At 67.7% G+C, this 19,579-nt stretch carries 22 protein-coding genes and 1 tRNA gene; 9 read left to right on the forward strand and 14 right to left on the reverse strand.

What is annotated here, in order from left to right; genetic code table 11:
* The first annotated feature begins 4 nt into the window (after positions 1-4).
* The 5 genes from KUL97_RS07775 to KUL97_RS07795 all read left to right on the forward strand — a co-directional run bounded on the left by KUL97_RS07775 (position 5) and on the right by KUL97_RS07795 (position 3,272).
* A complete protein-coding gene (locus KUL97_RS07775; RefSeq protein WP_217796385.1) occupies positions 5-1,036 on the forward strand; it encodes an ABC transporter ATP-binding protein in 1,032 nt (343 codons plus the stop codon).
* Positions 1,037-1,083: 47 nt separating this feature from the next.
* Positions 1,084-1,950 carry an ABC transporter permease gene (locus KUL97_RS07780; RefSeq protein WP_010303801.1) on the forward strand — a complete coding sequence of 289 codons (867 nt, stop codon included), beginning with the start codon at positions 1,084-1,086 and terminating at the stop codon, positions 1,948-1,950.
* Positions 1,951-1,960: 10 nt separating this feature from the next.
* Positions 1,961-2,329 carry a hypothetical protein gene (locus tag KUL97_RS07785; protein WP_217796386.1) on the forward strand — a complete coding sequence of 123 codons (369 nt, stop codon included), beginning with the start codon at positions 1,961-1,963 and terminating at the stop codon, positions 2,327-2,329.
* Positions 2,319-3,011 (forward strand): N-acetylmannosamine-6-phosphate 2-epimerase, encoded by a 693-nt coding sequence (locus KUL97_RS07790; RefSeq protein ID WP_217796387.1) that lies wholly within the window; start codon positions 2,319-2,321, stop codon positions 3,009-3,011. Before KUL97_RS07785 ends, KUL97_RS07790 begins: the two co-directional genes overlap by 11 nt.
* Before the next feature lie 69 nt (positions 3,012-3,080).
* Positions 3,081-3,272, forward strand: coding sequence for a hypothetical protein (locus tag KUL97_RS07795; protein WP_217796388.1), 192 nt, complete (start codon positions 3,081-3,083; stop codon positions 3,270-3,272).
* Positions 3,273-3,290: 18 nt separating this feature from the next.
* On the opposite strand, the gene groL is transcribed toward KUL97_RS07795, so the two are convergent.
* Complete coding sequence (gene groL / locus KUL97_RS07800; protein ID WP_217796389.1) at positions 3,291-4,949, reverse strand: chaperonin GroEL; 1,659 nt, start codon at positions 4,947-4,949, stop codon at positions 3,291-3,293.
* A gap of 125 nt (positions 4,950-5,074) precedes the next feature.
* Between groL and KUL97_RS07805 the strand changes: the two genes are divergently transcribed.
* Positions 5,075-5,329: a hypothetical protein gene (locus KUL97_RS07805; RefSeq protein ID WP_217796523.1), complete on the forward strand. Its 255-nt coding sequence runs from the start codon at positions 5,075-5,077 to the stop codon at positions 5,327-5,329.
* A 4-nt stretch (positions 5,330-5,333) separates the two neighbouring features.
* Here the strand turns inward: KUL97_RS07805 and fabG are convergent, their stop codons facing one another.
* The 3 genes from fabG to KUL97_RS07820 are packed head-to-tail and all read right to left on the reverse strand — an operon-like array spanning position 5,334 to position 8,074.
* On the reverse strand, positions 5,334-6,086 hold the full coding sequence (gene fabG / locus KUL97_RS07810; protein ID WP_217796390.1) for a 3-oxoacyl-[acyl-carrier-protein] reductase: 753 nt from the start codon (positions 6,084-6,086) through the stop codon (positions 5,334-5,336).
* Between the two features lie 42 nt (positions 6,087-6,128).
* Positions 6,129-7,241, reverse strand: a complete 1,113-nt coding sequence (locus tag KUL97_RS07815) for a TrkA family potassium uptake protein (protein ID WP_217796391.1) — start codon at positions 7,239-7,241, stop codon at positions 6,129-6,131.
* A complete protein-coding gene (locus tag KUL97_RS07820) occupies positions 7,238-8,074 on the reverse strand; it encodes a glycosyltransferase family 9 protein (RefSeq protein WP_217796392.1) in 837 nt (278 codons plus the stop codon). Before KUL97_RS07820 ends, KUL97_RS07815 begins: the two co-directional genes overlap by 4 nt.
* A 60-nt stretch (positions 8,075-8,134) precedes the next feature.
* On the opposite strand from KUL97_RS07820, the gene ispD reads away from it, so the two are divergent.
* Positions 8,135-8,812: a 2-C-methyl-D-erythritol 4-phosphate cytidylyltransferase gene (gene ispD / locus KUL97_RS07825; RefSeq protein WP_217796393.1), complete on the forward strand. Its 678-nt coding sequence runs from the start codon at positions 8,135-8,137 to the stop codon at positions 8,810-8,812.
* Here ispD and KUL97_RS07830 read toward each other — a convergent pair.
* Positions 8,809-9,696: an LD-carboxypeptidase gene (locus KUL97_RS07830; RefSeq protein WP_217796394.1), complete on the reverse strand. Its 888-nt coding sequence runs from the start codon at positions 9,694-9,696 to the stop codon at positions 8,809-8,811. The two genes, ispD and KUL97_RS07830, sit on opposite strands and share 4 nt — an antisense overlap.
* A complete protein-coding gene (locus KUL97_RS07835) occupies positions 9,693-10,583 on the reverse strand; it encodes a 4-hydroxybenzoate polyprenyltransferase (RefSeq protein WP_217796395.1) in 891 nt (296 codons plus the stop codon). Before KUL97_RS07835 ends, KUL97_RS07830 begins: the two co-directional genes overlap by 4 nt.
* Positions 10,584-10,685: 102 nt before the next feature.
* On the opposite strand from KUL97_RS07835, the gene KUL97_RS07840 reads away from it, so the two are divergent.
* Positions 10,686-12,293 carry a Ppx/GppA phosphatase family protein gene (locus KUL97_RS07840; protein WP_217796396.1) on the forward strand — a complete coding sequence of 536 codons (1,608 nt, stop codon included), beginning with the start codon at positions 10,686-10,688 and terminating at the stop codon, positions 12,291-12,293.
* On the opposite strand, the gene KUL97_RS07845 is transcribed toward KUL97_RS07840, so the two are convergent.
* The 6 genes from KUL97_RS07845 to petC form a co-directional block, all read right to left on the reverse strand.
* Positions 12,274-13,131: a helix-turn-helix domain-containing protein gene (locus tag KUL97_RS07845; protein WP_217796397.1), complete on the reverse strand. Its 858-nt coding sequence runs from the start codon at positions 13,129-13,131 to the stop codon at positions 12,274-12,276. The two genes, KUL97_RS07840 and KUL97_RS07845, sit on opposite strands and share 20 nt — an antisense overlap.
* A gap of 135 nt (positions 13,132-13,266) precedes the next feature.
* A tRNA-Val gene (locus tag KUL97_RS07850) sits at positions 13,267-13,338 on the reverse strand.
* Positions 13,339-13,388: 50 nt separating this feature from the next.
* Positions 13,389-14,150: a precorrin-4 C(11)-methyltransferase gene (cobM, locus tag KUL97_RS07855; protein ID WP_217796398.1), complete on the reverse strand. Its 762-nt coding sequence runs from the start codon at positions 14,148-14,150 to the stop codon at positions 13,389-13,391.
* Entirely contained in the window at positions 14,147-15,001 is an 855-nt protein-coding gene (gene lgt / locus KUL97_RS07860; RefSeq protein WP_217796399.1) for a prolipoprotein diacylglyceryl transferase, read from the reverse strand. Before lgt ends, cobM begins: the two co-directional genes overlap by 4 nt.
* Positions 15,001-15,933, reverse strand: a complete 933-nt coding sequence (gene petA, locus KUL97_RS07865; protein WP_217796400.1) for a cytochrome f — start codon at positions 15,931-15,933, stop codon at positions 15,001-15,003. Before petA ends, lgt begins: the two co-directional genes overlap by 1 nt.
* Before the next feature lie 38 nt (positions 15,934-15,971).
* Positions 15,972-16,520, reverse strand: a complete 549-nt coding sequence (petC, locus tag KUL97_RS07870) for a cytochrome b6-f complex iron-sulfur subunit (protein WP_217796401.1) — start codon at positions 16,518-16,520, stop codon at positions 15,972-15,974.
* A 99-nt stretch (positions 16,521-16,619) separates the two neighbouring features.
* Between petC and KUL97_RS07875 the strand changes: the two genes are divergently transcribed.
* Positions 16,620-16,979 carry a DUF3067 family protein gene (locus tag KUL97_RS07875; RefSeq protein WP_254896309.1) on the forward strand — a complete coding sequence of 120 codons (360 nt, stop codon included), beginning with the start codon at positions 16,620-16,622 and terminating at the stop codon, positions 16,977-16,979.
* On the opposite strand, the gene tatC is transcribed toward KUL97_RS07875, so the two are convergent.
* Positions 16,980-17,795, reverse strand: a complete 816-nt coding sequence (gene tatC / locus KUL97_RS07880; RefSeq protein WP_217796403.1) for a twin-arginine translocase subunit TatC — start codon at positions 17,793-17,795, stop codon at positions 16,980-16,982. It abuts the gene before it with no gap.
* A complete protein-coding gene (locus KUL97_RS07885) occupies positions 17,792-19,522 on the reverse strand; it encodes an NFACT family protein (protein ID WP_217796404.1) in 1,731 nt (576 codons plus the stop codon). Before KUL97_RS07885 ends, tatC begins: the two co-directional genes overlap by 4 nt.
* Positions 19,523-19,579: the final 57 nt, after the last annotated feature.

Raw genomic sequence — 19,579 nt, forward strand, 5'->3', positions numbered from 1 at the left:
TGGGATGCCGGAAGCGGTGATCGAGCTCCAGGACGTGAGCAAGCGCTATGGCAAGGGTGATCGCGCTGTTGTGGCGCTCGATGGCCTCAATCTGAGCGTGCCCGCGGGCAGTCTGTTTGGGCTGCTCGGCCCCAATGGCGCCGGCAAAACCACCACCCTGCGGATCCTGGCCACCCTGCTCGCCCCCTGCAGCGGCAGCGTGCGCGTGGCCGGGGTGAATGCCCTGGAGGATCCCCGCGGCGTCCGCGAACGCCTTGGCTATGTGGCCCAAGAGGTGGCACTCGACAAAATCCTCAGCGGCCGCGAGTTGCTGCAGCTTCAGGGCGACCTGTATCACCTGCCCCGCGCCGATCGCGATCAACGCATCGCTGACCTAATCGAGCTGCTGGGCATGGGCGATTGGATCGATCGCCGCAGCGGCACCTACTCCGGCGGCATGCGCCGTCGCCTCGATCTCGCCTCCGGCCTGTTGCATCGCCCGCAGGTGTTGGTGCTCGATGAACCCACCGTGGGGCTCGACATCGAAAGCCGTGCCGCCATCTGGCAGGTGCTGCGGCAGCTGCGGGATCAGGGCACCACGGTGCTGCTGAGCAGCCATTACCTCGAGGAGGTGGATGCCCTGGCCGATCAGCTGGCGATCATTGAGGGTGGCCGGGTGATTGCCGCGGGCCAGCCGTCCGAACTCAAAGCTGCTCTGGGTGGTGATCGGGTCACCCTGCGCGTGCGTGAATTCAGCGATGAACCCGAGGCCCTGCAGGTGCAGCAGCTGTTGCAGCGCTGCCCCGGTGTGCGCCAGGTGGTGGTGAACCGCGCTCAGGGGTATTCGTTGAACCTGGTGGTGGAGCACGACGGCGTGGTGGAGCAGTTGCGCCGCCAGCTCGCGGAGGCCCAGCTGCCCGTGTTCGCTCTGGCTCAAAGCCGCCCCAGCCTCGATGATGTGTATCTCCAGGCCACCGGCCGCACGCTGATGGATGCGGAGCTGGCCGTGGCCGGCAGCCGCGATCCCAAGGCGGAGCGCAAACAATCGATGCGCTAACTCGCGTTTCTGCTTCCCCTTTTGTTGTTGTTCCTCCGTCAGCCGCGATGACCAGCGCCGCTCCTTCTCTGCTCAACGCTGCGGCGGGTACCCCCCCTCAGCGCTCTGCCACGGCGGAGCTGCTGCAGGAAACCCTGGCTCTCACGCGCCGCTTGTTTCTGCAGCTGGCCCGCCGCCCTTCCACCCTGGTGGCCGGCGTGCTTCAGCCGCTGATCTGGTTGGTGCTCTTCGGGGCTCTGTTCGCCAACGCCCCGGAGGGGCTGTTGCCCGATGGCATGAGCTACGGCCGTTTCCTCGGTGCCGGTGTGATCGTGTTCACCGCCTTCAGCGCGGCCTTGAATGCGGGCTTGCCGGTGATGTTTGATCGCGAATTCGGCTTCCTCAATCGCTTGCTGGTGGCGCCACTGCGCTCCCGCAGCTCGATCGTGCTGGCCTCGGTGCTTTACATCACCGCTCTGAGCCTGGTGCAGAGCGTGGCGATCATGGCCACTGCCTGGGCCTTGGGGTATGGCTGGCCAGGCGGAGCCGGGCTGCTGCTGGTGCTGGTCACCCTGCTGCTGCTGGTGTTTGCCGTTACGGGGTTGAGCCTGGGGTTGGCCTTCGCGCTACCAGGCCACATCGAGCTGATCGCTGTGATTTTTGTGGCCAACCTGCCGCTGCTGTTCGCGAGCACCGCCTTGGCTCCGATTTCGTTCATGCCCGCCTGGTTGGGCTGGCTCGCGGCCCTGAATCCCCTTACCTTCGCGATTGAACCGATTCGCGCGGCCTACGCCGGCCAGTTCTCCCTGTCTGCTGTGGTGTTGGAGGCCCCTTATGGCCAACTCAGCGCGGCGGCTTGCCTGGGGATCCTTGCCGCTTTGGCCCTGGGTTTGTTCCTGTTGATCCGCCCGTTGCTGGATCGCAAACTCGCCTGATTCGCTGCCAGTGGCTGCTCAACCTCCCGCTTCTCCTTCGCCTCAGGCCCGCCGACAGGCGCAGATCCTGGCCCTGCAAGCCGCCTTGGCGGCTCGTGATCGCCATGCGATCCAACGCCTGCTCGGCCAGTGGGTGCATCGCCAGGGCGTGAGCTCCCTGGCGGTGCTCGGCCAGGAGCTGGCTGCTGCAGAGCCTGAAGCTTGGGCGTGGTGGCAATCGCTGCAAAGCCAGGACCCGGAACCGGTTTCGGAGGAGCCGCCACCGCGCTTGGAGCCCCAGTTGCCTCGAGCTACCCGGCCGGCGCCGGCCCCCAGCCATCCGGCTGTGGTGCAACTGAGGGCCTGGTTGCCAGATCAGGAGCTCCGCCGTGCTGCCTGAACGCGCCCAACTGCAGGGCGGCCTGATCGTGTCCGTGCAGGCACCAGAAGGGTCGCCGATGCGCCAGAACGAGGTGATTGCTGCCATGGCGGAAGCGAGCCTCAACAACGGTGCGGTGGGTGTGCGGTTGGAGAGCCCCGAGCACATCGGTGCCGTGCGGCGCCGCTGCCCGGAGGCCCTGATCGTGGGGCTGTGGAAGCGGACATTCCCCGATAGCCCCGTCTACATCACGCCGGGCTGGGAGGAGATCCAGGCGGTTTGGGCGGCAGGGGCCGATGTGATCGCGCTCGATGCCACCGAGCGGGTTCGCCCCGATGGCGCCGTACTCGCCGATCTGGTGCGGCGTGCCCGCACCGATCTGGGCGCCGTGCTGATGGCGGATGTCGACAGCCTTGCCAATGGCCTGGCGGCAGCATCGATTGGCTGCCAATGGGTGGGCACCACGCTGTTTGGCTACACCGAAGCCACCACGGTGCTGAAGCCCCCCGCTTGGGATCTCATCCCTGAGCTGCGGCGGCAACTGCCGGCCGACACCCTGCTGATCTGTGAAGGAGGTCTTGCCAGTGCCGACCAGGCCGTGCAGGCCCGCAGCCTTGGCGCCGATGCCGTGGTGGTGGGGACCGCCATCACCGGAGTGGATCTGCAGGTGGCGGCTTACCAGCGCGCGCTCAACGCTTTTTGAAGCTGTTGCTCTCGCGCCCGCGCCACGATGCAGACTTGTTGAGTCTCAAGCGTCTTACGGGAGGTGCTGATGGCCCCTCTGCGATTGCACGCGATGGTGCCGTTGGCCCTCGGCGGGCTTCTGCTGGTGGTGCCCGCGGCAGGCCTGCCGATGGGTGAACTGCAGGCTCTTAATCGGGAACTGGGGCGGCTGTGTTCGGATCCGCCCCGTGAAGCTCTGGCTGTCTGCCGGATTCACGCCCGCTTGGTGCGGGCGCTGTAGGCAGACCGCGGGCCTGGATCACATCATGCCGGGCATGCCCATGCCGCCCATGCCGCCCATGCCACCCATGCCACCCATGTCGCCACCGGGGGCAGGGGGAGCGGGGGGCTCGGGCTTGTCGGCAATCACGGCTTCCGTGGTGAGCAGCAGGCCGGCGATCGATACGGCATCCTGCAGGGCCAGGCGCACCACCTTCGCGGCATCGAGGATGCCGGCGGCGAGCAGGTCTTCGTAGGTTCCGGTGGCGGCGTTGAAGCCCTTGCCGCTGCGGCGCACTTCGTCAGCCACCACGTTGGCGTCGTAGCCGGCATTCGCCGCGATCTGGTGCAGCGGTGCCGCGAGGGCGCGCTGCACGATCTCCACCCCGGTGCGCTCGTCGCCGCCCAAGCCAGAGGCCAGGCTGTTGAGCTCATCGGCCAGTTGCACCAGGGTGCTGCCGCCGCCGGCCACGATGCCCTCCTCCACGGCGGCGCGGGTGGCATTGAGGGCGTCCTCAATGCGCAGCTTGCGGTTGCGCAGCTCGGTTTCGGTGGGGGCACCCACCTTGATCACGGCCACGCCGCCGGCCAGCTTGGCCACACGCTCGCTCAGCTTCTCGCGGTCGTACTCCGAGTCGGTGTTGTCGAGTTCGCGCTTGATGGCGGCCACGCGATCGCTCACGGCAGCCTGGTGATCGCCGGTGGCCACGATCGTGGTCTCGTCCTTGCTGATCGTGATCCGGCGCACCGTGCCCAGATCCTCCAGGGTCACCTTGTCGAGGGTCATCGCCCGGTCTTCGCTCACCAAGGTGGCGCCGGTGAGGATGGCGATGTCTTGGAGCATCGCTTTGCGGCGATCGCCGAAGCCAGGCGCGCGCACGGCGGCCACCTGCAGCACGCCGCGGTTCTTGTTCACCACCAGGGTGGCGAGGGCTTCCCCATCCACTTCCTCCGCCAGGATCACCAGGGGCTTGCCGGCCTTCGACACGGCCTCCAGCACCGGCACCAGATCGTTGATGGCGCTGATCTTGCGGTCGGTGATCAGCAGCAGGGCGCCCTCGAACTCACACACACGGCGATCGCCGTCGGTCACGAAATAGGGGGAGCTGTAGCCGCGGTCGAAGGCCATGCCTTCGGTGATCTCGAGCTCAGTGGCCAGGCTCTTGCTCTCCTCCACGGTGATCACGCCATCGGCGCTCACCTTGTCCATGGCCTCACCCACCATGCGGCCCACTTCCTCATCGCCGCCGGAGCTCACGGTGGCCACCTGGCGGATGGCATCGCCGGCCACGGCGCGGGAGCGGCCTTCGATGCCCTTCACCACTTGGGCCACGGCCTTCTCCATGCCGCGGCGCAGCAGCACGGGGCTGGCGCCAGCGGCCACGTTGCGCAGGCCTTCGCGGGCCATGGCCTGGGCCAGCACCGTGGCGGTGGTGGTGCCGTCGCCGGCCTTGTCCTTGGTTTTCGTGGCCACCTGCAGCAGCAGCTTGGCGCCGAGGTTCTCGAACGGATCTTCGAGTTCGATCTCCTTGGCGATGGTGACGCCGTCGTTCACCACATCGGGGGCGCCGAACTTCTTCTCGAGCACCACGTTGCGGCCCTTCGGACCGATGGTGACCTTCACCGCATCGGCCAGGGCATTTACGCCGCGCTCCAGGGAGGCGCGGGAAGCATCAGAGAAGGAGAGCAGCTTGGCCATCGCTGGGCTGTGAGCAGGCAATGGCCAAAGGCTCCCATGGCGAGGTGGCCGCTGGCTTGTGGGGAAAGCCGAATCGGCGCGGCCCCACTGCTGCGCTCCTGGGCCACGGCCGATAGGGTTCGCCCATGGAGGACAGCTTCAGCGACGCCCTGGCGGACAGCCTCAACGGCCCACTCACGGAGGCCCTGGCGGATCCCACCACCGGCAGCGACGTGATGGCGTTTCTGATCGCGGTGGGCCTCGGCCTGGGAATGGCGTTGATCTACGTGCCCCTGCGCCTGTTCCTCACGCTCACGGCCCGCAGCCGGCGGTTGCGGCTGCTGCAGCGGATTCGCCGGCTGCGTGAGGAGTTGGCGCAGCCCGTGCAACCGGGCACCTAAGCCCTCAGCGCATCACCATGCCGCCATCCACCTGCAGCACCTGGCCGGTCATGTAGGCGGCGGCGGGATCGGCGGCCAGAAAGCGCACGGCGCTGGCCACTTCAGCGGGCTGACCCATGCGCCCCAGGGGGATCGCTTTCAGGATCGGCTCCTTGTCGAGCTCGGCGGTCATGTCGCTCTCGATGAAGCCAGGCGCCACCGCATTCACGGTGACGCCGCGGCTGGCGAATTCGGCGGCGCTGCTGCGGGTGAGGCCGATCACGCCGGCTTTGGCGGCGCTGTAGTTGGCCTGGCCGGGGTTGCCCATCAGGCCCACCACCGAGGTGATATTGATGATGCGGCCGCTGCGCGCCTTGAGCATCGAGCGGCTCACGGCGCGGGTGCAAAGAAATACGCCGGTGAGGTTGAGGTCGATCACGCTCTGCCAGTCGGCGCTCTTCATACGCATCAGCAGGCCGTCGCGGGTGATGCCGGCGTTGTTCACCAGCACATCCAGCCGGCCTTCTTTCTCCAGCACCGCCTTGATCAGGCCTTCCACCTGTTCCTCATCCGCCACGTTGGCTTGCTGGGCCCAGGCTTTACCGCCTGCGGCACTGATCTCACCCACCACGGCTTCCGCGGCCGCAGGGGAGCTGGCGTAGTTCACCACCACCGTGGCGCCGGCAGCGGCCAGCTCCTTGGCAATCGCGGCACCGATGCCGCGGCTGGCGCCAGTCACCAGGGCAACTTGTCCGCTGAGGGGAGTGGCGTTGGCCATGGCAGGGGGAGGGCTCGGGTCGAGCGAGCGTAGATCTGGGCCTCAGGCCGGCATGCTCGCGACACCCTCGAGGGCGCTGCCCAGCAGGTCGCCGAAGCGCTGCAGCTGCTGCTTGCTGCCCATCACCACCAGCAGTTGGCCCGGTGCCAGGCGGACATCGCCCCCGGGGTTGGCGAGCAGTAGTTCAGAGCTGCTGGCGCTGTTGGAGCGGGCCTGGGGATTGCGGATCGCCAGCACCAGAGCGCCGCTGCGGCGGCCCAGCTGCAGTTCCGCCAGGCTGGCGCCGTTGAGGTCCCCCAGGTGGCCGGGGTCATCACTGAGTTGGAACTCCTCCACCTCGCAATCGCTGCCGGCCAGCAGTTCCATAAAGGTCACCGCCAGGGGGCGAAGGGCCGTGGCGGCCATGGTGCGGCCGCCGGCCACATAGGGGCTCACCACCTGATCGGCCCCAGCCAGGCGCAGCTTGCCTTCGGCCTCTTCGCTATCGGCCCGGGCAATCAGGCGGGTGCGGGGCGCCAGGCCACGGGCGCTGAGGATCACGTAGAGGTTGGCGGCATTGCTGGGGAGGGCAGCCACCAGGGCCCGGCAGTGGTGAATCCCCGACTCTTCGAGGGTTTCATCGAGGGTGGCGTCGCCCTGCAGCACGGTCAGCCCGCGTTGTTGGGCTTCTTCGATCCGATCGGGATCGTTTTCCACCACCAGCAGTGGCACGCCTTCGCCGCTGAGCTGTTCGGCGATCTCGCGCCCGATCCGGCCGTAGCCGCAGAGGATCACGTGCTGATTCATCGTGCGCTTGAGCTGTTGGCGGTAGCGCCGTTCGCGCAGCCGCCGGAAATAGCCGGAGTTGGTTAATTCCAGCAGTTTCTGAATGGTTTGCTGCACCACCACCAAGCCACCCACCAGCAGCAGGGCCGTCACGATCCGGCCGCCGGTGTGGATCAGGGGGGTGTGTTCATCGCTGAAGCCAAGGGTGCTGAGGGTGATCAGCACCATCCAATAGCAATCGCCCCAATCCCAGCCTTCGGTGAGGCGGTAGCCGAGGGCGCCGCCGTTCACCACCAGGGCAAGGGCCAGCAGGGGGCCCGCCCAGGGTTGTCTGGCGAGTGCACCGCGCAGGCCTGGCCGGCGACGGATCGGCCGGCGCGGGCGTTTCATCCCAGGCCGAGGGCGGTGAGCACCGCGGCGCTGTGGAGCTGATCCAGCTGGCCGGCCTGGCCCACGGCCTGCACACCCTGGCGGTTGGGCAGGCTGGCGGCATCACGGCCCAGGGCCACCAGCGGCATGCCCGCCAGCAGTGCCAGCTCGGTGGTGATCGGATCGCTGCTCAGCACCACATCACAGCTGGCCACCTGGGCGGCGCGCTCAAGCAGCTTGCCGCTGCCCTTGGCCTGCACTACCCGCAGGTCGGGGAGCTTGGCGCGCACCTGATCCGGCAGCTCCTGCCAGCGCTGGCTGGGCCAATCGGAGGCACCGCCTGCGGGGGCAAGCAGGAGGGCTGGCCCCTGGCCCGCCGGAAGTTGCGTGGCGGCCTGCTCCAGCGCTGGTTTGGGCAGGGCGAGACGGAAGCTGTTCGCGTCGAGGCTCAGGCCAAGGGGGCTCAGATAGGCGGCCATGGTCTGGGCAGGCCAACCGCTGCCTGCGGTCACGGTGCTGGTGGCGGAGAAGCCGCCTGCGGCCACCCGGGTTGGGATGTGGCTCATCGAGAGCATCAGATCCACCTGGCGCCCGCTGGCCAGGTTGATGCAGGCCTGGAAGTCGGGCTCGCGCACATTCCCCAGCAGGTTGGCCCAATCGGCCAGCGTGGGGTTGCCGTTGAAATCGAACGGGATCAGCTTCTCCACCGCCGGTAGCAGGCTCCAGGCACTGGCCGCGGCTGGCGCACAGGCCACTTGGATCTGGGCTCCGAGCCCTTCAGCCACCTGTGCCGCTGCCGGCAGGCAGTGGAGCTGAGCTTCAACGCTGCCTGGAACCAGAAACAGAACGCGCATGGCCGCAGGCGGAGCGTCGACTGATTGTATGTAGGTGGGATTACTCAGCCCCGGAACGCCATGCATTTGCTGATCGCCTGTGCCGGCAGCGGCCGCCGCATGGGGGCTGAGCGCAACAAGCTGCTGCTGGAGGTGGCGGGCCGGCCTGTGCTGGCCTGGACGCTCGAGGCCGCCCTGGCGTCCGCCTCGATCCGCTGGATCGGGATCGTGGGTCAGCCCATCGATCAGGCCGACATCCTGGCCATGGTGGACGCGGCCCAGCCCCACAAGCCGGTGGTCTGGATCCAGGGGGGAGACACCCGCCAGGATTCCGTGTGCAACGGTCTGGCGGCCCTGCCGGATGGTGCCAGCTCCGTGCTGATTCACGACGGCGCCCGTTGCCTGGTGGAGCCGGGCTTGATCGATCGTTGTGCGGCGGCGGTGGAGGCCGGAGCAGCGGTGATTGCGGCGGCGCCCGTGACCGACACGATCAAGCGTGTGGATGGCCAGGGGGTGATTCAAGACACCCCGGATCGCTCCCAGCTCTGGGGTGCCCAGACTCCCCAGGGCTTCCCGGTGGAGCAGCTGCGTCAGGCCCACGCCCGAGCCCGCGCTCAGGGCTGGAGCGTCACCGATGACGCCTCGTTGTTTGAGCGGCTGGGCTGGCCTGTTGTGGTGATGGAGTCGTCGCCGGCGAACATCAAGATCACCACCCCCTTTGATCTCACGATCGCTGAGGCGGTGTTGGCGGCGCGTTAGGCCTGAAGCACCGCCAGCTCGGCGCGGTTGGCATCCAGCCGCACCCGCTGTCCGAGCGCCAGAGCTGCATTGCCGGGCTCATGCCCGACGGGTAGATCCGCCAGCACGGGAATGCCCAAATCGCTGGTCCGCTCCTGCAGCACCGCCCGCCAGCTGTCGTTCGCGTCGTCGTCGTTGTTGCAGCCGCTGAAGCTGCCGAAGCCAATTCCGGCCAGCTGCTGCAAGGCTCCGCAGAGCCGCCAGTGGGTGAGCATTCGATCGAGGCGATAGGGGGCCTCGCCGATGTCTTCCAGCACCAGCACCGCCCCCCGCAGCTCGGGTAGGTGCGGGGTGCCGAGCAGATGGGTGGCCACGGTGAGGTTGCCCACCAGCACTGGGCCCTCGGCCACGCCGCTCACCCAGGGGGTACCGGCGAGGGCGGGCAGGGGTTCGCCGAACAGCAGGTGGCGCAAGCGCTCCTGGCTCCAGCTGGGCTCGGCGGCCAGGCTGGTGAGCATCGGCCCATGGATTCCGCCTTGGAAGCCGGCGGCCTGGCGGGCCCAGAGCAGCGAGGTCACATCCGAGTAGCCGAGCAGCCACCGCCCGCCGCTGCCCGGGCCGAACAAGCCCGGCTGCTCCAGCAAGCGGGCGGCGCCCCAGCCGCCCCGCAGGCAGGCCAGCAGGGGGGCCTGGCTCCGTAGGTCGCTAAGGCGTTCAGGGTCGGTGCCGGCCAGATGGCCCCAGCGCCGCAGGGGCTGCGGGTGGCGATCCACCTGCAGGCCCCAGCTCTCGAGCACAGCGATGCCGCCCTCCAGTCGCTCGAGGGCATCGGCCTGGAGCGCTGAACTGGCGGCTGCGAGCTGCACCCGATCGCCGCGGCGCAGCGGTGCCGGCCAGCTGCTCATGGCGTGAGCCCTCCGCTGCGGCCCACCACCAGGGCGAGCAGCAGCAGAGCCCCCAGCAACACCTGATGGCGGAAGTGCACCCCGAAGGAGGAGCGCGGCAGATTGGGCCGCTGCAGCAGCTGAGCCTCGCGCCACCAGCCGCCGGCGCTCACCAGCCAGAGCAGCCAGAAGCCTCCATGCACGCCCTGCATGGCAGCGGCCCAGGCCACCAGAAGGGCTGCGGCGCCGTAGCACCAACCCACCACCATGGGCGCCTGATCGCCGAGGCTCAGGGCCGAGCTGCGCACCCCCAGCCGCGCATCGTCGTCGCGGTCGGCCATCGCATACACGGTGTCGAAGCCGAAGGTCCACAGGCAGGTGGCCAGCCACAGGGCGGCTAGGGGCCAGCCCCCTTGCAGGCTGCTGCTGCCGGCGGCCCAGGGGATCAGCACCGCGAACCCCCAGCACAGGGCAAGCACCGCTTGCGGGTAGCCAAACCAGCGCTTGGCGGAGGGGTAGAGCAGAACAGGCGGCAGGGCTGCGATCGCCAGGCCCAGGCAAAGGCCGCGGCTCGAGGCAGGTAACCCCCAGAGCACCACCGCCAGGGCCGCCAGCAGGCAGATGGCCAGCAGCAGCAGCGCCGCTGCCACGCTGATGCGGCCGCTAGCTAGGGGGCGTTCGCGGGTGCGCTCCACCTGGGGATCAATGCGCCGGTCCCAGAGGTCGTTGGCGACGCAGCCCGCGCCGCTCACGGCTAAACCGCCGAGCACAATCCAGCCCACCAGCACCGCCGGCGGCGGCGCCTGCGGTAAGAGCCAGAGGCTCCAGCCGGCCGGGATCAGCAGAATCAATCGGCCGCTTGGTTTATCCCAGCGCAGCAGCGCCAACCAGGTCTGCAGCGGTGCCAAAAAGCCAGCCAGCAATGTGGCGCAAACCCTAGGGCTGCCGCTTGGGTGAGCATTGGGTGAGCAGCAGTGCGAAAGTGGCGCAGCGCGTGAGGCGATGGCCGCGTGAGCGAGGCATCCAGCCACTCCATCGGGAGCTCCATTCGCCCCGTGGCGGGGATTGATATCGGCACCAATTCGATCCACCTGCTGGTGGCAGCGGTGGACACCGAATTGCGCACCTTCTCGGTGATCCTCACGGAGAAATCCACAACGCGGCTGGGGGAGCGCGATCCCGAAACCGGTGATCTCTCGCCGGATGCGATCGAACGGGCCTTCACCACCCTGCGCCACTGCCGCGAGCTGGCGGCCAGCCACGGGGTGGACCCCGGTGATGTGGTCACCGCGGCCACCAGCGCGGTGCGTGAGGCCCCCAACGGGCGCGATTTCCTGCAATCCATCCAGGAGCAACTCGGCCTGGAGGTGGATCTGGTGAGCGGCCCGGAAGAGGCCCGCCTGATCTATCTGGGTGTGCTCTCGGGCATGGCCTTCGGGGACCAGCCCCACCTGATCCTCGATATCGGTGGTGGTTCCACCGAGTTGGTGCTGGCCGACGGCCGCGATGCCCGCGTGCTCACCAGCACCCGTGTGGGTGCGGTGCGGCTGCAGCGTGATTTCGTTAGGGAGGAGCCGCTGCCTGCCAAGCGGGTGGAGTTTCTCAGGGCGTTCATCCAAGGCTCCCTGGAGCCAGCGGTGCTGCAGGTGCGCCAACAGCTGAAGGCCGGGGAACAGCCGGTGATGGTGGCCACCAGCGGCACGGCGATGGCGATTGCTGCCCTGGCTGCGGCGGATGAACCACGGCCGCCCCTGCGCATGCAGGGGTATCGGGTGAGCCGGCAGCGGCTCGATCAGCTGGTGGAGCGTTTGCTTGGGCTGACTCCGGCCCAGCGCCGCGCTTTACCAGCCCTGAATGAACGGCGCGCCGAAATCATCGTGCCCGGGGCGCTGATCCTGCAGACCGCCATGGAGATGCTCGGTGCGTCGGAACTGGTGATCTGCGAGCGGGCCCTGCGGGAGGGGCTGATCGTGGATTGGATGCTGCGCAACGATCTGATCGTGGATCGCTTCGCCTTCCAGAGCAGCATCCGCCAGCGCACGGTGCTGCATCTGGCTCAGCGCTACAAGGTGGATGTGCCGCGGGCCGAGCGGGTGGCGGCTTATGTCCAAAGCCTCTACAGCCAGAGCCAGGGGCTGCTGCACAGCGACGACGGCAGTGGCCGTCAACTGCTCTGGGCGGCCGCCATGCTCCACAGCTGCGGCCAGCACATCAACACGGGCGCATATCACAAGCACAGCTGGTATCTGATTCGCCATGGCGAGCTGCTGGGCTACTCCGATAGCGAGCACTTGATGGTGGCGGCGATCGCCCGCTACCACCGCCGCTCACTGCCCAAGAAACGGCATGAGTCGTGGCAGCTGATCGAAGGGCGCGAGCAGCGCCGCACCGTGGCGGCCATGGCCCTGCTGTTACGCCTGGCTGTGGCGCTCGATCGCCGGCCTGAGCCTGTGCTCGCTGGTCTGCAGCTGCGGCGCGAGGGCGACAACCGCTGCGCGATCCGCTTGGAGCCGATGCATGCCGGTCAGGATCTCAGCCTGGAACGCTGGAGCCTGGCGGCGTGTGCAGCGGCGGTGGAGGAAGCGGTGGGCGTGCGCCTCAGCGTGGAGGAGCGCTGAAGCTCATCCAGCGGATCTGATCGATCGGCCCCAGTGGTTTGCCGGGGCCGTTGCCCTGGCTCACGATCACCAGATCGGGGCGGCCCGCCAGGATTTCTAGGCCACCGGCCAGCGGGAATTGGCGCTTGCCCTGGAACGTGCCCTCAAACAACACCTTTCCCTTGGCGGTGCGCACCGTGAGCCAGCTGGGCTGGGCGGCGCTGAGGCTGAGTTCGCTGGGAATCGGGGCAGGTGCCGGCTTAGGGGTGGGCTTGGCTGCAACTGGTGCTGCAGCCGGTTGGGCAGGTTTGGCCGGTTGCGGAGCCGAGCGGCGGGCTGCCCGTTGCGGCAGTTGCTGCCATCCCCAGAAGCCAGCCGCACCGATGCCGGCTAACAGGGCCACGCTCCCGAGCCAGCGCAGGGCGCCGCCGCCGCCTGTGCCGCGGGCACGCGGCTGACTGGTGTAGCTCTGGGGACTGAGCCGGGCGCGGGGGCGTTGACGGCCGGAGGGCTCGGCGCTGCTCAGGGGGGCTGGGGCCGGCTTGATGGTGCTGCGCAGCTGCTTGAGCGGCTCCACCAGGGGGGTGGCATCGACGCCGAGGGCCGCGGCCACCCGGCGCGCCTGGGCAATCACAAACACCAGTTCCGGCAGGCGCTGCGGGTCTCCGGATTCAAGGGCGTTGAGTTGCTCCTCGCCCATGTGCAGTTGTTCGGCCAGGGCGGCGCTACTCAGGCCGCGCTGCTCGCGAGCGGTCCGCAGGCGTTGGCCCAGCACCATCAAGGGATCGCTGGAGCCGCTGCTCAGAGCCGTTGCGTCGTGTTGCCCGGCTGTGGAAGGGTTGGCCTCACTGGCGGTCACGGCGCATCGGCTGGGTCGTTGCCGACATTGTGGCGTGAAAACAGTGCTGCACCACACGGTTGCTGAAAACCGTTGTTGCTGCTGAGATCAGATCAAAAAGTTCAAAGGTTTTTGATTAACCTTGGAACAATGAAATGGGCGATACTGGATTCGAACCAGTGACCCCTTCCGTGTGAAGGAAGTGCGCTACCACTGTGCTAATCGCCCGCGTGCGCTGATCGCTCGCGCTTTGAGACTTTAGAACATGGCCTGCCGGCTCAAGCTCCGCCGCGGAACAGGTGGTGATGGCTGGCTGAGTAGAGCCGTGAGCGGGCGGCTCCTGGGGCGGCCAGGGCTGGGCTCACCACGTACAGCGTGGTGCGAATCAGTTCGCGCTCCTGGCTGGCCCGCGCCATCTCCGACAGCGGCACCACCTGAAGCCATTGATCCGGCCAGCTCACCCGGTAGCCGATCGCAACCGGCGTTTCGGCTGGGTAGTGCTGCAGGAGCTCCGCCTGCACCTCCTCCACATGGCGGGCGCTGAGGTACAGGCAGAGCGAAGCCTGCAGGGCAGCGAGATGCTGCAGCTCTTCGCGCGCGGGCACGCCGGTTCGCCCGCCAGCGCGGCTGAGCACGATGGTTTGCACCACCCCTGGGATGGTGAGCTCCGCCTGCAACGCTGCGGCGGTGGCTTGGTAGGCGCTCAGCCCTGGCACCACCTCCACCTCCACATCGGCATCCAGCAGCCGGCAAAGCTGTTCATGCAGGGCGCTGTACAAACAGGTGTCGCCGTCATGGAGGCGCACCACCCGCTTGCCGGTGGCGGCGCGCTCGAGCATCACAGCCATCACCTCCTCCAGCGTGAGGGTGCTGGTGCGCACCCGCTCGCATCCCTCGGGGGCCATGGCTGCGAGTTGGGGGTTCACCAGCGAATCGGTCCAGATCAGCACCTCCGCCTGCTCGATCGCCCGGGCGGCACGCAGGGTGAGCAGATCTGGCGCTCCCGGACCTGCCCCCACGATCCAAACCTTGCCGCTCATGGCTGCACTCCGCTGGGGTCCGGCAGGGGTTGGCGCCGGCCATACAGCCAGTAAAGGCCCAGTGCTCCGAGGCCAATCAGCAGCAGGCTCACCAGCTGTGCCATGCGCAGGCCTCCATCGCAGTCGGGCGGGGTGCCCATCAGGCAGAGGGGATCGATCCGCAGGCCCTCAATCCAGAAGCGCCCAGCGCTGTAGGCCACCAGGTAGAAGCAGCTGATGGCACCCATCGGCAAGGAGATCTTGCCCCGCACACCCCGCTCAAATAGCACCAGCAGCAGCGCCAGCACGCCGAGGTTCCAGAGGGATTCGTAGAGGAAGGTGGGGTGGAAGGTGCTCTGGTCGAGGAACTCCACAGGCCGATTGGCGTAGGGAATCGTGAGCTTCCAGGGGAGATCCGTGGGCAGGCCGAAGGCCTCTGAATTGAAGAAGTTGCCCCAGCGCCCGATCGCCTGGCCAAGGGCTACCGAGGGCAGCAGCACATCCAGGAGGTTCCAGAAGGCGATGCGCCGCCAGCGGCTGTAGAGGATCACAGCGAGGGTGCCGCCGATCAGGGCGCCATGAATGGCGATGCCCCCCCGCCAGATAGCGAAGGCATCCAGCCAATTCAGCTGGTATTGCCGCCACTCAAACGTCACGTAATAGAGCCGGGCGCCAATCACGGCAGCCAGCACCAGGATCGGCAGCAGATCGGCAATCAGAGCGGGATCGATGCTGCGCTGCTTGCCCAGGCGTGTGGCCAGCAGTAGCCCCAGCAACACGGCCACTGCAATCAGCAGGCCGTACCAGCGCAGAGAAAAGGGCCCCAGCTGAAACAGCAAGGGCCCCGGTGAGGTGAACAAAGCGAGGGGCATCAGATGCCTTCGGCGGCCTGAACCTTTTCTACCTGCTTCTTCTTCAGCACCAGCATGATCTGGGCCAGAGCCACGGCTGCGAAGAAGGCCAGCAGACCGTAGATGCGGTTGGGGTTCTGGAGCACCACTTCGGCGTCGAGCTGGCCGAAACCACCCACATTGGGGTCGTTGGTGAGGGCAGCACCGGCGGCCACTACATCGCCCACGGCGGCGGTGAGGGTGGGACCGGCGGGAATGGTGTCGGTCACCGAGCTGCCATCGATGGTTTGGATCACCACGTCGGTGGCGCCGTTGTCGCCGGCGTTGATGGCCTGAACGGTGCCGGCAGCAGACGCGGTGAACACGCTGTTATTGCTCTTTTCACCAGTGGGATACACCTGGCCGCGGCCACGGTTGCCACCCACGTGCAGCTGGTATTTGCCGAAGTGGATGTTGCTGTCGGCAGCAGGATCCGGGGAGAGGATCGGGAACACAATCTTCTGGTGGTTGTCGCCGGGCAGGGGGCCCACCAGCAGGATGTTGGGATTGGCGTCGTCCCAGGTGGTCACGTAAACGCCAGCGGTCTCTTCCTTGAGTTCGTCGCTGAGGCGGTCAGCAGGGGCCAGTGTGAAGCCATCGGGAAGCATCACCACGGCACCCACGTTCAGGCCGGTGGGGCTGCCATCGCCGGCCACCTGTTGCACCTTGGTGTCGTAGGGGATTTCAACTTCCACCTTGAACACCTCATCGGGGAACACCGCTTGGGGCAGTTCCACGTGGGTGGGCTTCTTGGCGAGGTGGCAGTTGGCACAAGCCAGCTTGCCGGTGGCTTCGCGGGGGTAGTCGTAGTTCTGCTGCGCCCAGAACGGGTAGGCCCAGCTGGCCTGGGGAGCAATGAGCAGAGCGCCGAGAGCCAGCAGCGAGCTCAGCAGCAGGGAGAAGGAACGACGCATGGTGCGGAGTGGCGAGGGGAAAACGACTGGGGAGGAGATCAGACCCACCAGGGCTTCTCGCCGGTGCGGAAATCGGTTTCGGTCCACTGGCTCAGGAACACGTTGTCGTTCTCAACCGACACGTGAGCCAGGGCCAGGGAAAGGGGCGCAGGGCCGCGCACCACCTTGCCGGTGGCGTCGTACTGCGAGCCGTGGCAGGGGCACATGAACTTGTTGGCCGCGGCGTTCCAAGGCACGACACAGCCGAGGTGCGTGCAGATGGCGTTGATGCCGTAGCTGCCGATGGCATCGCTGCCTTCAACGATCAAATAGGTGGGGTCACCCTTGAGGCCCTGCACCAGGTTGCGATCGCCCTCACGGTGGTTGCTCAGCCAACCCGTAGCGGTCACGGCGTTGCCCAGCTCATCTTTGGCTGCAGTGCCGCCGCCGGAACCAGCTGCCTTGGGAGGGATGAAGTAGTTCACCACCGGGTAGAGGGCACCCAGGGCCACGCCCGTCACCGACCCGAAGGTCAGCAGGTTCATGAATTGGCGACGACCCATTCCGGGCACGTCACCACTCGAGGCGCTTGCTGGGATCTGGGTCATACGGGGCGGCGTGGTGGCCACTGCAACGTGGCGCCCATTATGGACGTTGCCCCTCCGGCTCCCGTTGGCCAAAACGGGCTTGCGGCGGCAGCCTGCAACATGCTGTTGCGCGCACCTGCTTCCGTGACCCTCCCGTCCGACGCTCCGCTCAGCAGCACTGAGGTGCTCGAGATCCTGCGCCAACGCTGGCAGGCCTCCTACGACCTCCAATTGATCGTGCGGCGCGGGCGCCTGTATCTGCAGGTGATGTGGGGGTATCTCGAGCAGCAGTCGTTTCCGATGACGGCCGAGCAATACGCCGAGAAACTCAACGAGCTGGTGGCCAATCTCAATGGCCTGGGGGTCTCGGCTCAGGTGCGCAGCTGGCTCACCACCACCACCGACAAGCCAAGACTCGGGAAGGCGATGACGTTGCCGCTGGAGCTGCCGGAAGGCCGCGCCAGCGAGTTTCTGCTCTGATTAGCTGCGCTGCACCACGCGTGCCAAAGCCACACCCACCAGATAAAGGGCCGTGATGGCGCCGCTGAGCAGCAGCATCGTGACCGGATCGGTGGAGGGGGTGAGCACGGCGCCCGCCAGGGCCGAGGCCACCACCACGAAGCGCCAGGCCGCGAGCATGGTTTGCGCCTTCACAACGCCCAGTGCCGCCAGGAGCATCTGCAGCACTGGCAGTTGGAAGGCCAGGGCTGTGGCCACCATCAGCAGCAGCACGAAATCGAGGTAGCGCTCGATCGACCAGAGCGGCTCCACCACATCGGCGCCGTAGCTCACCAGGAAGTTGAGCGCGGCAGGCACCAGCGCCCACCAGGCAAAGGCCAGGCCGGCCATGAACAGCACGGCTGAGCCGCCCACGGCCGGAGCCACCAGGCGCTGTTCTCGCCGCGTCAGCCCCGGCAGCACGAAGGCCAAGCCCTCGTAGAGCACGTAGGGCAGCGCCAGGATCAAGCCGGCATAGCCCGCCACCTTGATCGAGACAAAGAGGAATTCACCCGGCGCCAGCTGCAGGAAGTGAATGCCCTTGGCCGGAACTTCCAGCAGCCGCACCAGCGGTTTCACCAGCAGCAGGCAACCGCCTGCCCCGATCAGCACCGCCAACAGGCTGCGAAGGATGCGCCGGCGCAGTTCCTCGAGGTGATCCACCAGGGTCATCTCCACCTCGGCCGGGAATTGATCGTCCGGGTGGAGGTCCTCCTGGGCGGTGGCAGCAGCCTGGTCGCCGATGCCGCTGACGCGGATCGGTGCCGGTGGGGGCAGCACGGTTTCGGGCTCGCTCATGGCTCTGGCTCTCCACCGAGGCTAGGGGGCGTGGCTGTGAGCAGTGCTGCCGCCCGCCCTGGATCGGCCCACAGCACCTCGCCGCCGCGATGGCGCACCGTGCCCGGCCCGGCGCCGGCAATCCGCTGGAGGTCGTCGCAGGGCACCAGCACCACCGCCACGCGGCTGTTGCCCCGCGCCCGGCTGAAGTGCGCGGCTAAATCGGCGGCGGCCTGCAGATCTGCCTCCCCCGGCACCCCCTCCGAGCCCTTCAGCACCACGTGGCTTCCCGGGCACTCCTGGGCGTGGAACCAGAGATCGCCGCGGCGGGCCTGGCGCAGGCTGATCCATTCGTTCTGGCGGTGGTTGCGGCCCACCTGCAGGCGCAGGCCACTGGGGCTGCTGAGCTCGAGCGGGGTGGGGGTGTCGCTGGCGCCTTGGCGGCGTTGGCTGCGGTTGGGGCGCCCTGATTCCTGGAGGTGAGCGCAGTCCTCGTCGAGGCTGCGCAAATGCTCGAGGGCGGCGGTGTGGCTGTGCTGCGGCCCCTGCTCCAGATAGGTGAGGCTCGCCTCGAGTTGCTCGATACGTTGGCGGTGTTGCTCCAGCCGCGGGGTGATGGCGGCCACGGAGCGCCGTAGCTTGCGGGCCCGTTTGTAGAGCGCCTGGGCTTCGGCGACCTGATCCCGGCTGGGTTGGGGCAGGCAGAGCAGGGCATCGGCCTGCTGCTGCAGCTGGTCGCTGTTCTCCACCTGATGGAGCAGTTGCTCCTGGTGCTCCATCTGGCTGCGCTCGCGCTGCAGCAGTTGCTCCAGCCGTTGCCGCACCTGATGGTGCCGCTGCCGCACCTGGCGGCTGCCCAGGCAGTCCTGGTGATAGGCGGCCAGGGCTTGGTTGATGGCGAGCGGCTCGGGGGCCTCAAGGCCGGCTTGGGCTGGCTCCTGCCAGCAGCGGTAGGCGCAGCATTGGCCCAGGCTGAAGCCAAAGCGCTGTTGCTCCATGGCCTGCAGCCAGCCTTGCCAGCGCTCCCACAGCGCCAGCCATTGCTGGGGGGTGAGGGTCTGCACCGATTGGCTGAGCAAGGCTTGGCCCTCAGGGGTGTCGCCGGCTAGCTGCAGGGCCAGGGCCGGGCTGATGCCCTGATAAGCGCTCTGCAGAGCTTTGAGCAGCGGCAGCGGCAGCAGGGTGAGCTGCGCCTGCCAGCGCTCAAACGGTTCGCACAGATCGGGAGGCTGCCCCTCGAGTGGCGGCGGAGGGCTGTAGAGGTCGCCCGTGCCGATCGGCCGCAAGCGCGACTGCTGCTGGCGCACCTGCCGGGCGGCAGCCACCACCCGGCGCTGCTCATCCAGCAGAAACACATTGCTGTGGCGTCCCATCAGCTCCAGCACCAGCCAGCGCTGCAGGGTGTCGCCGGGCCGCGCCGCAAAGCCCAGTTCCACCACCCGCTCCCAGCCGGGCTGCTCGAGGCTCACCAGCGCCAGACCCCCCAGACCGTGCTGCAGCTGCTGGGCCAGGGTGCTGCCATCGCCCTGGCGCGGCGGCGGGGCAATCGCCATCAGGCGCGGTGCTTCCGCCAGCCAGCTCACTTCCAACCACAGGCGCTGCTTAAGGGTGCGAAAGCCCAGTTGCAGGGTGTGGCCATCAGCCTGTTGCGCCTTCTCGAAGCGGCTCGGCACCAGCAGGGGCTGCAGTTCGCTCAGCACCGCCCGCAGGCTGGTGAGATCCATGGCCTGGAGCGCGGCAGGAGCCATGGGCGAGGCGAAACAGCTGCGGCGGCACACCTACTCTGCAGGGCCGCGCTCGATCAT

Origin of the sequence: Synechococcus sp. HK05 (genome assembly GCF_019104765.1) — a bacterium.
GTDB lineage: Bacteria > Cyanobacteriota > Cyanobacteriia > PCC-6307 > Cyanobiaceae > Vulcanococcus.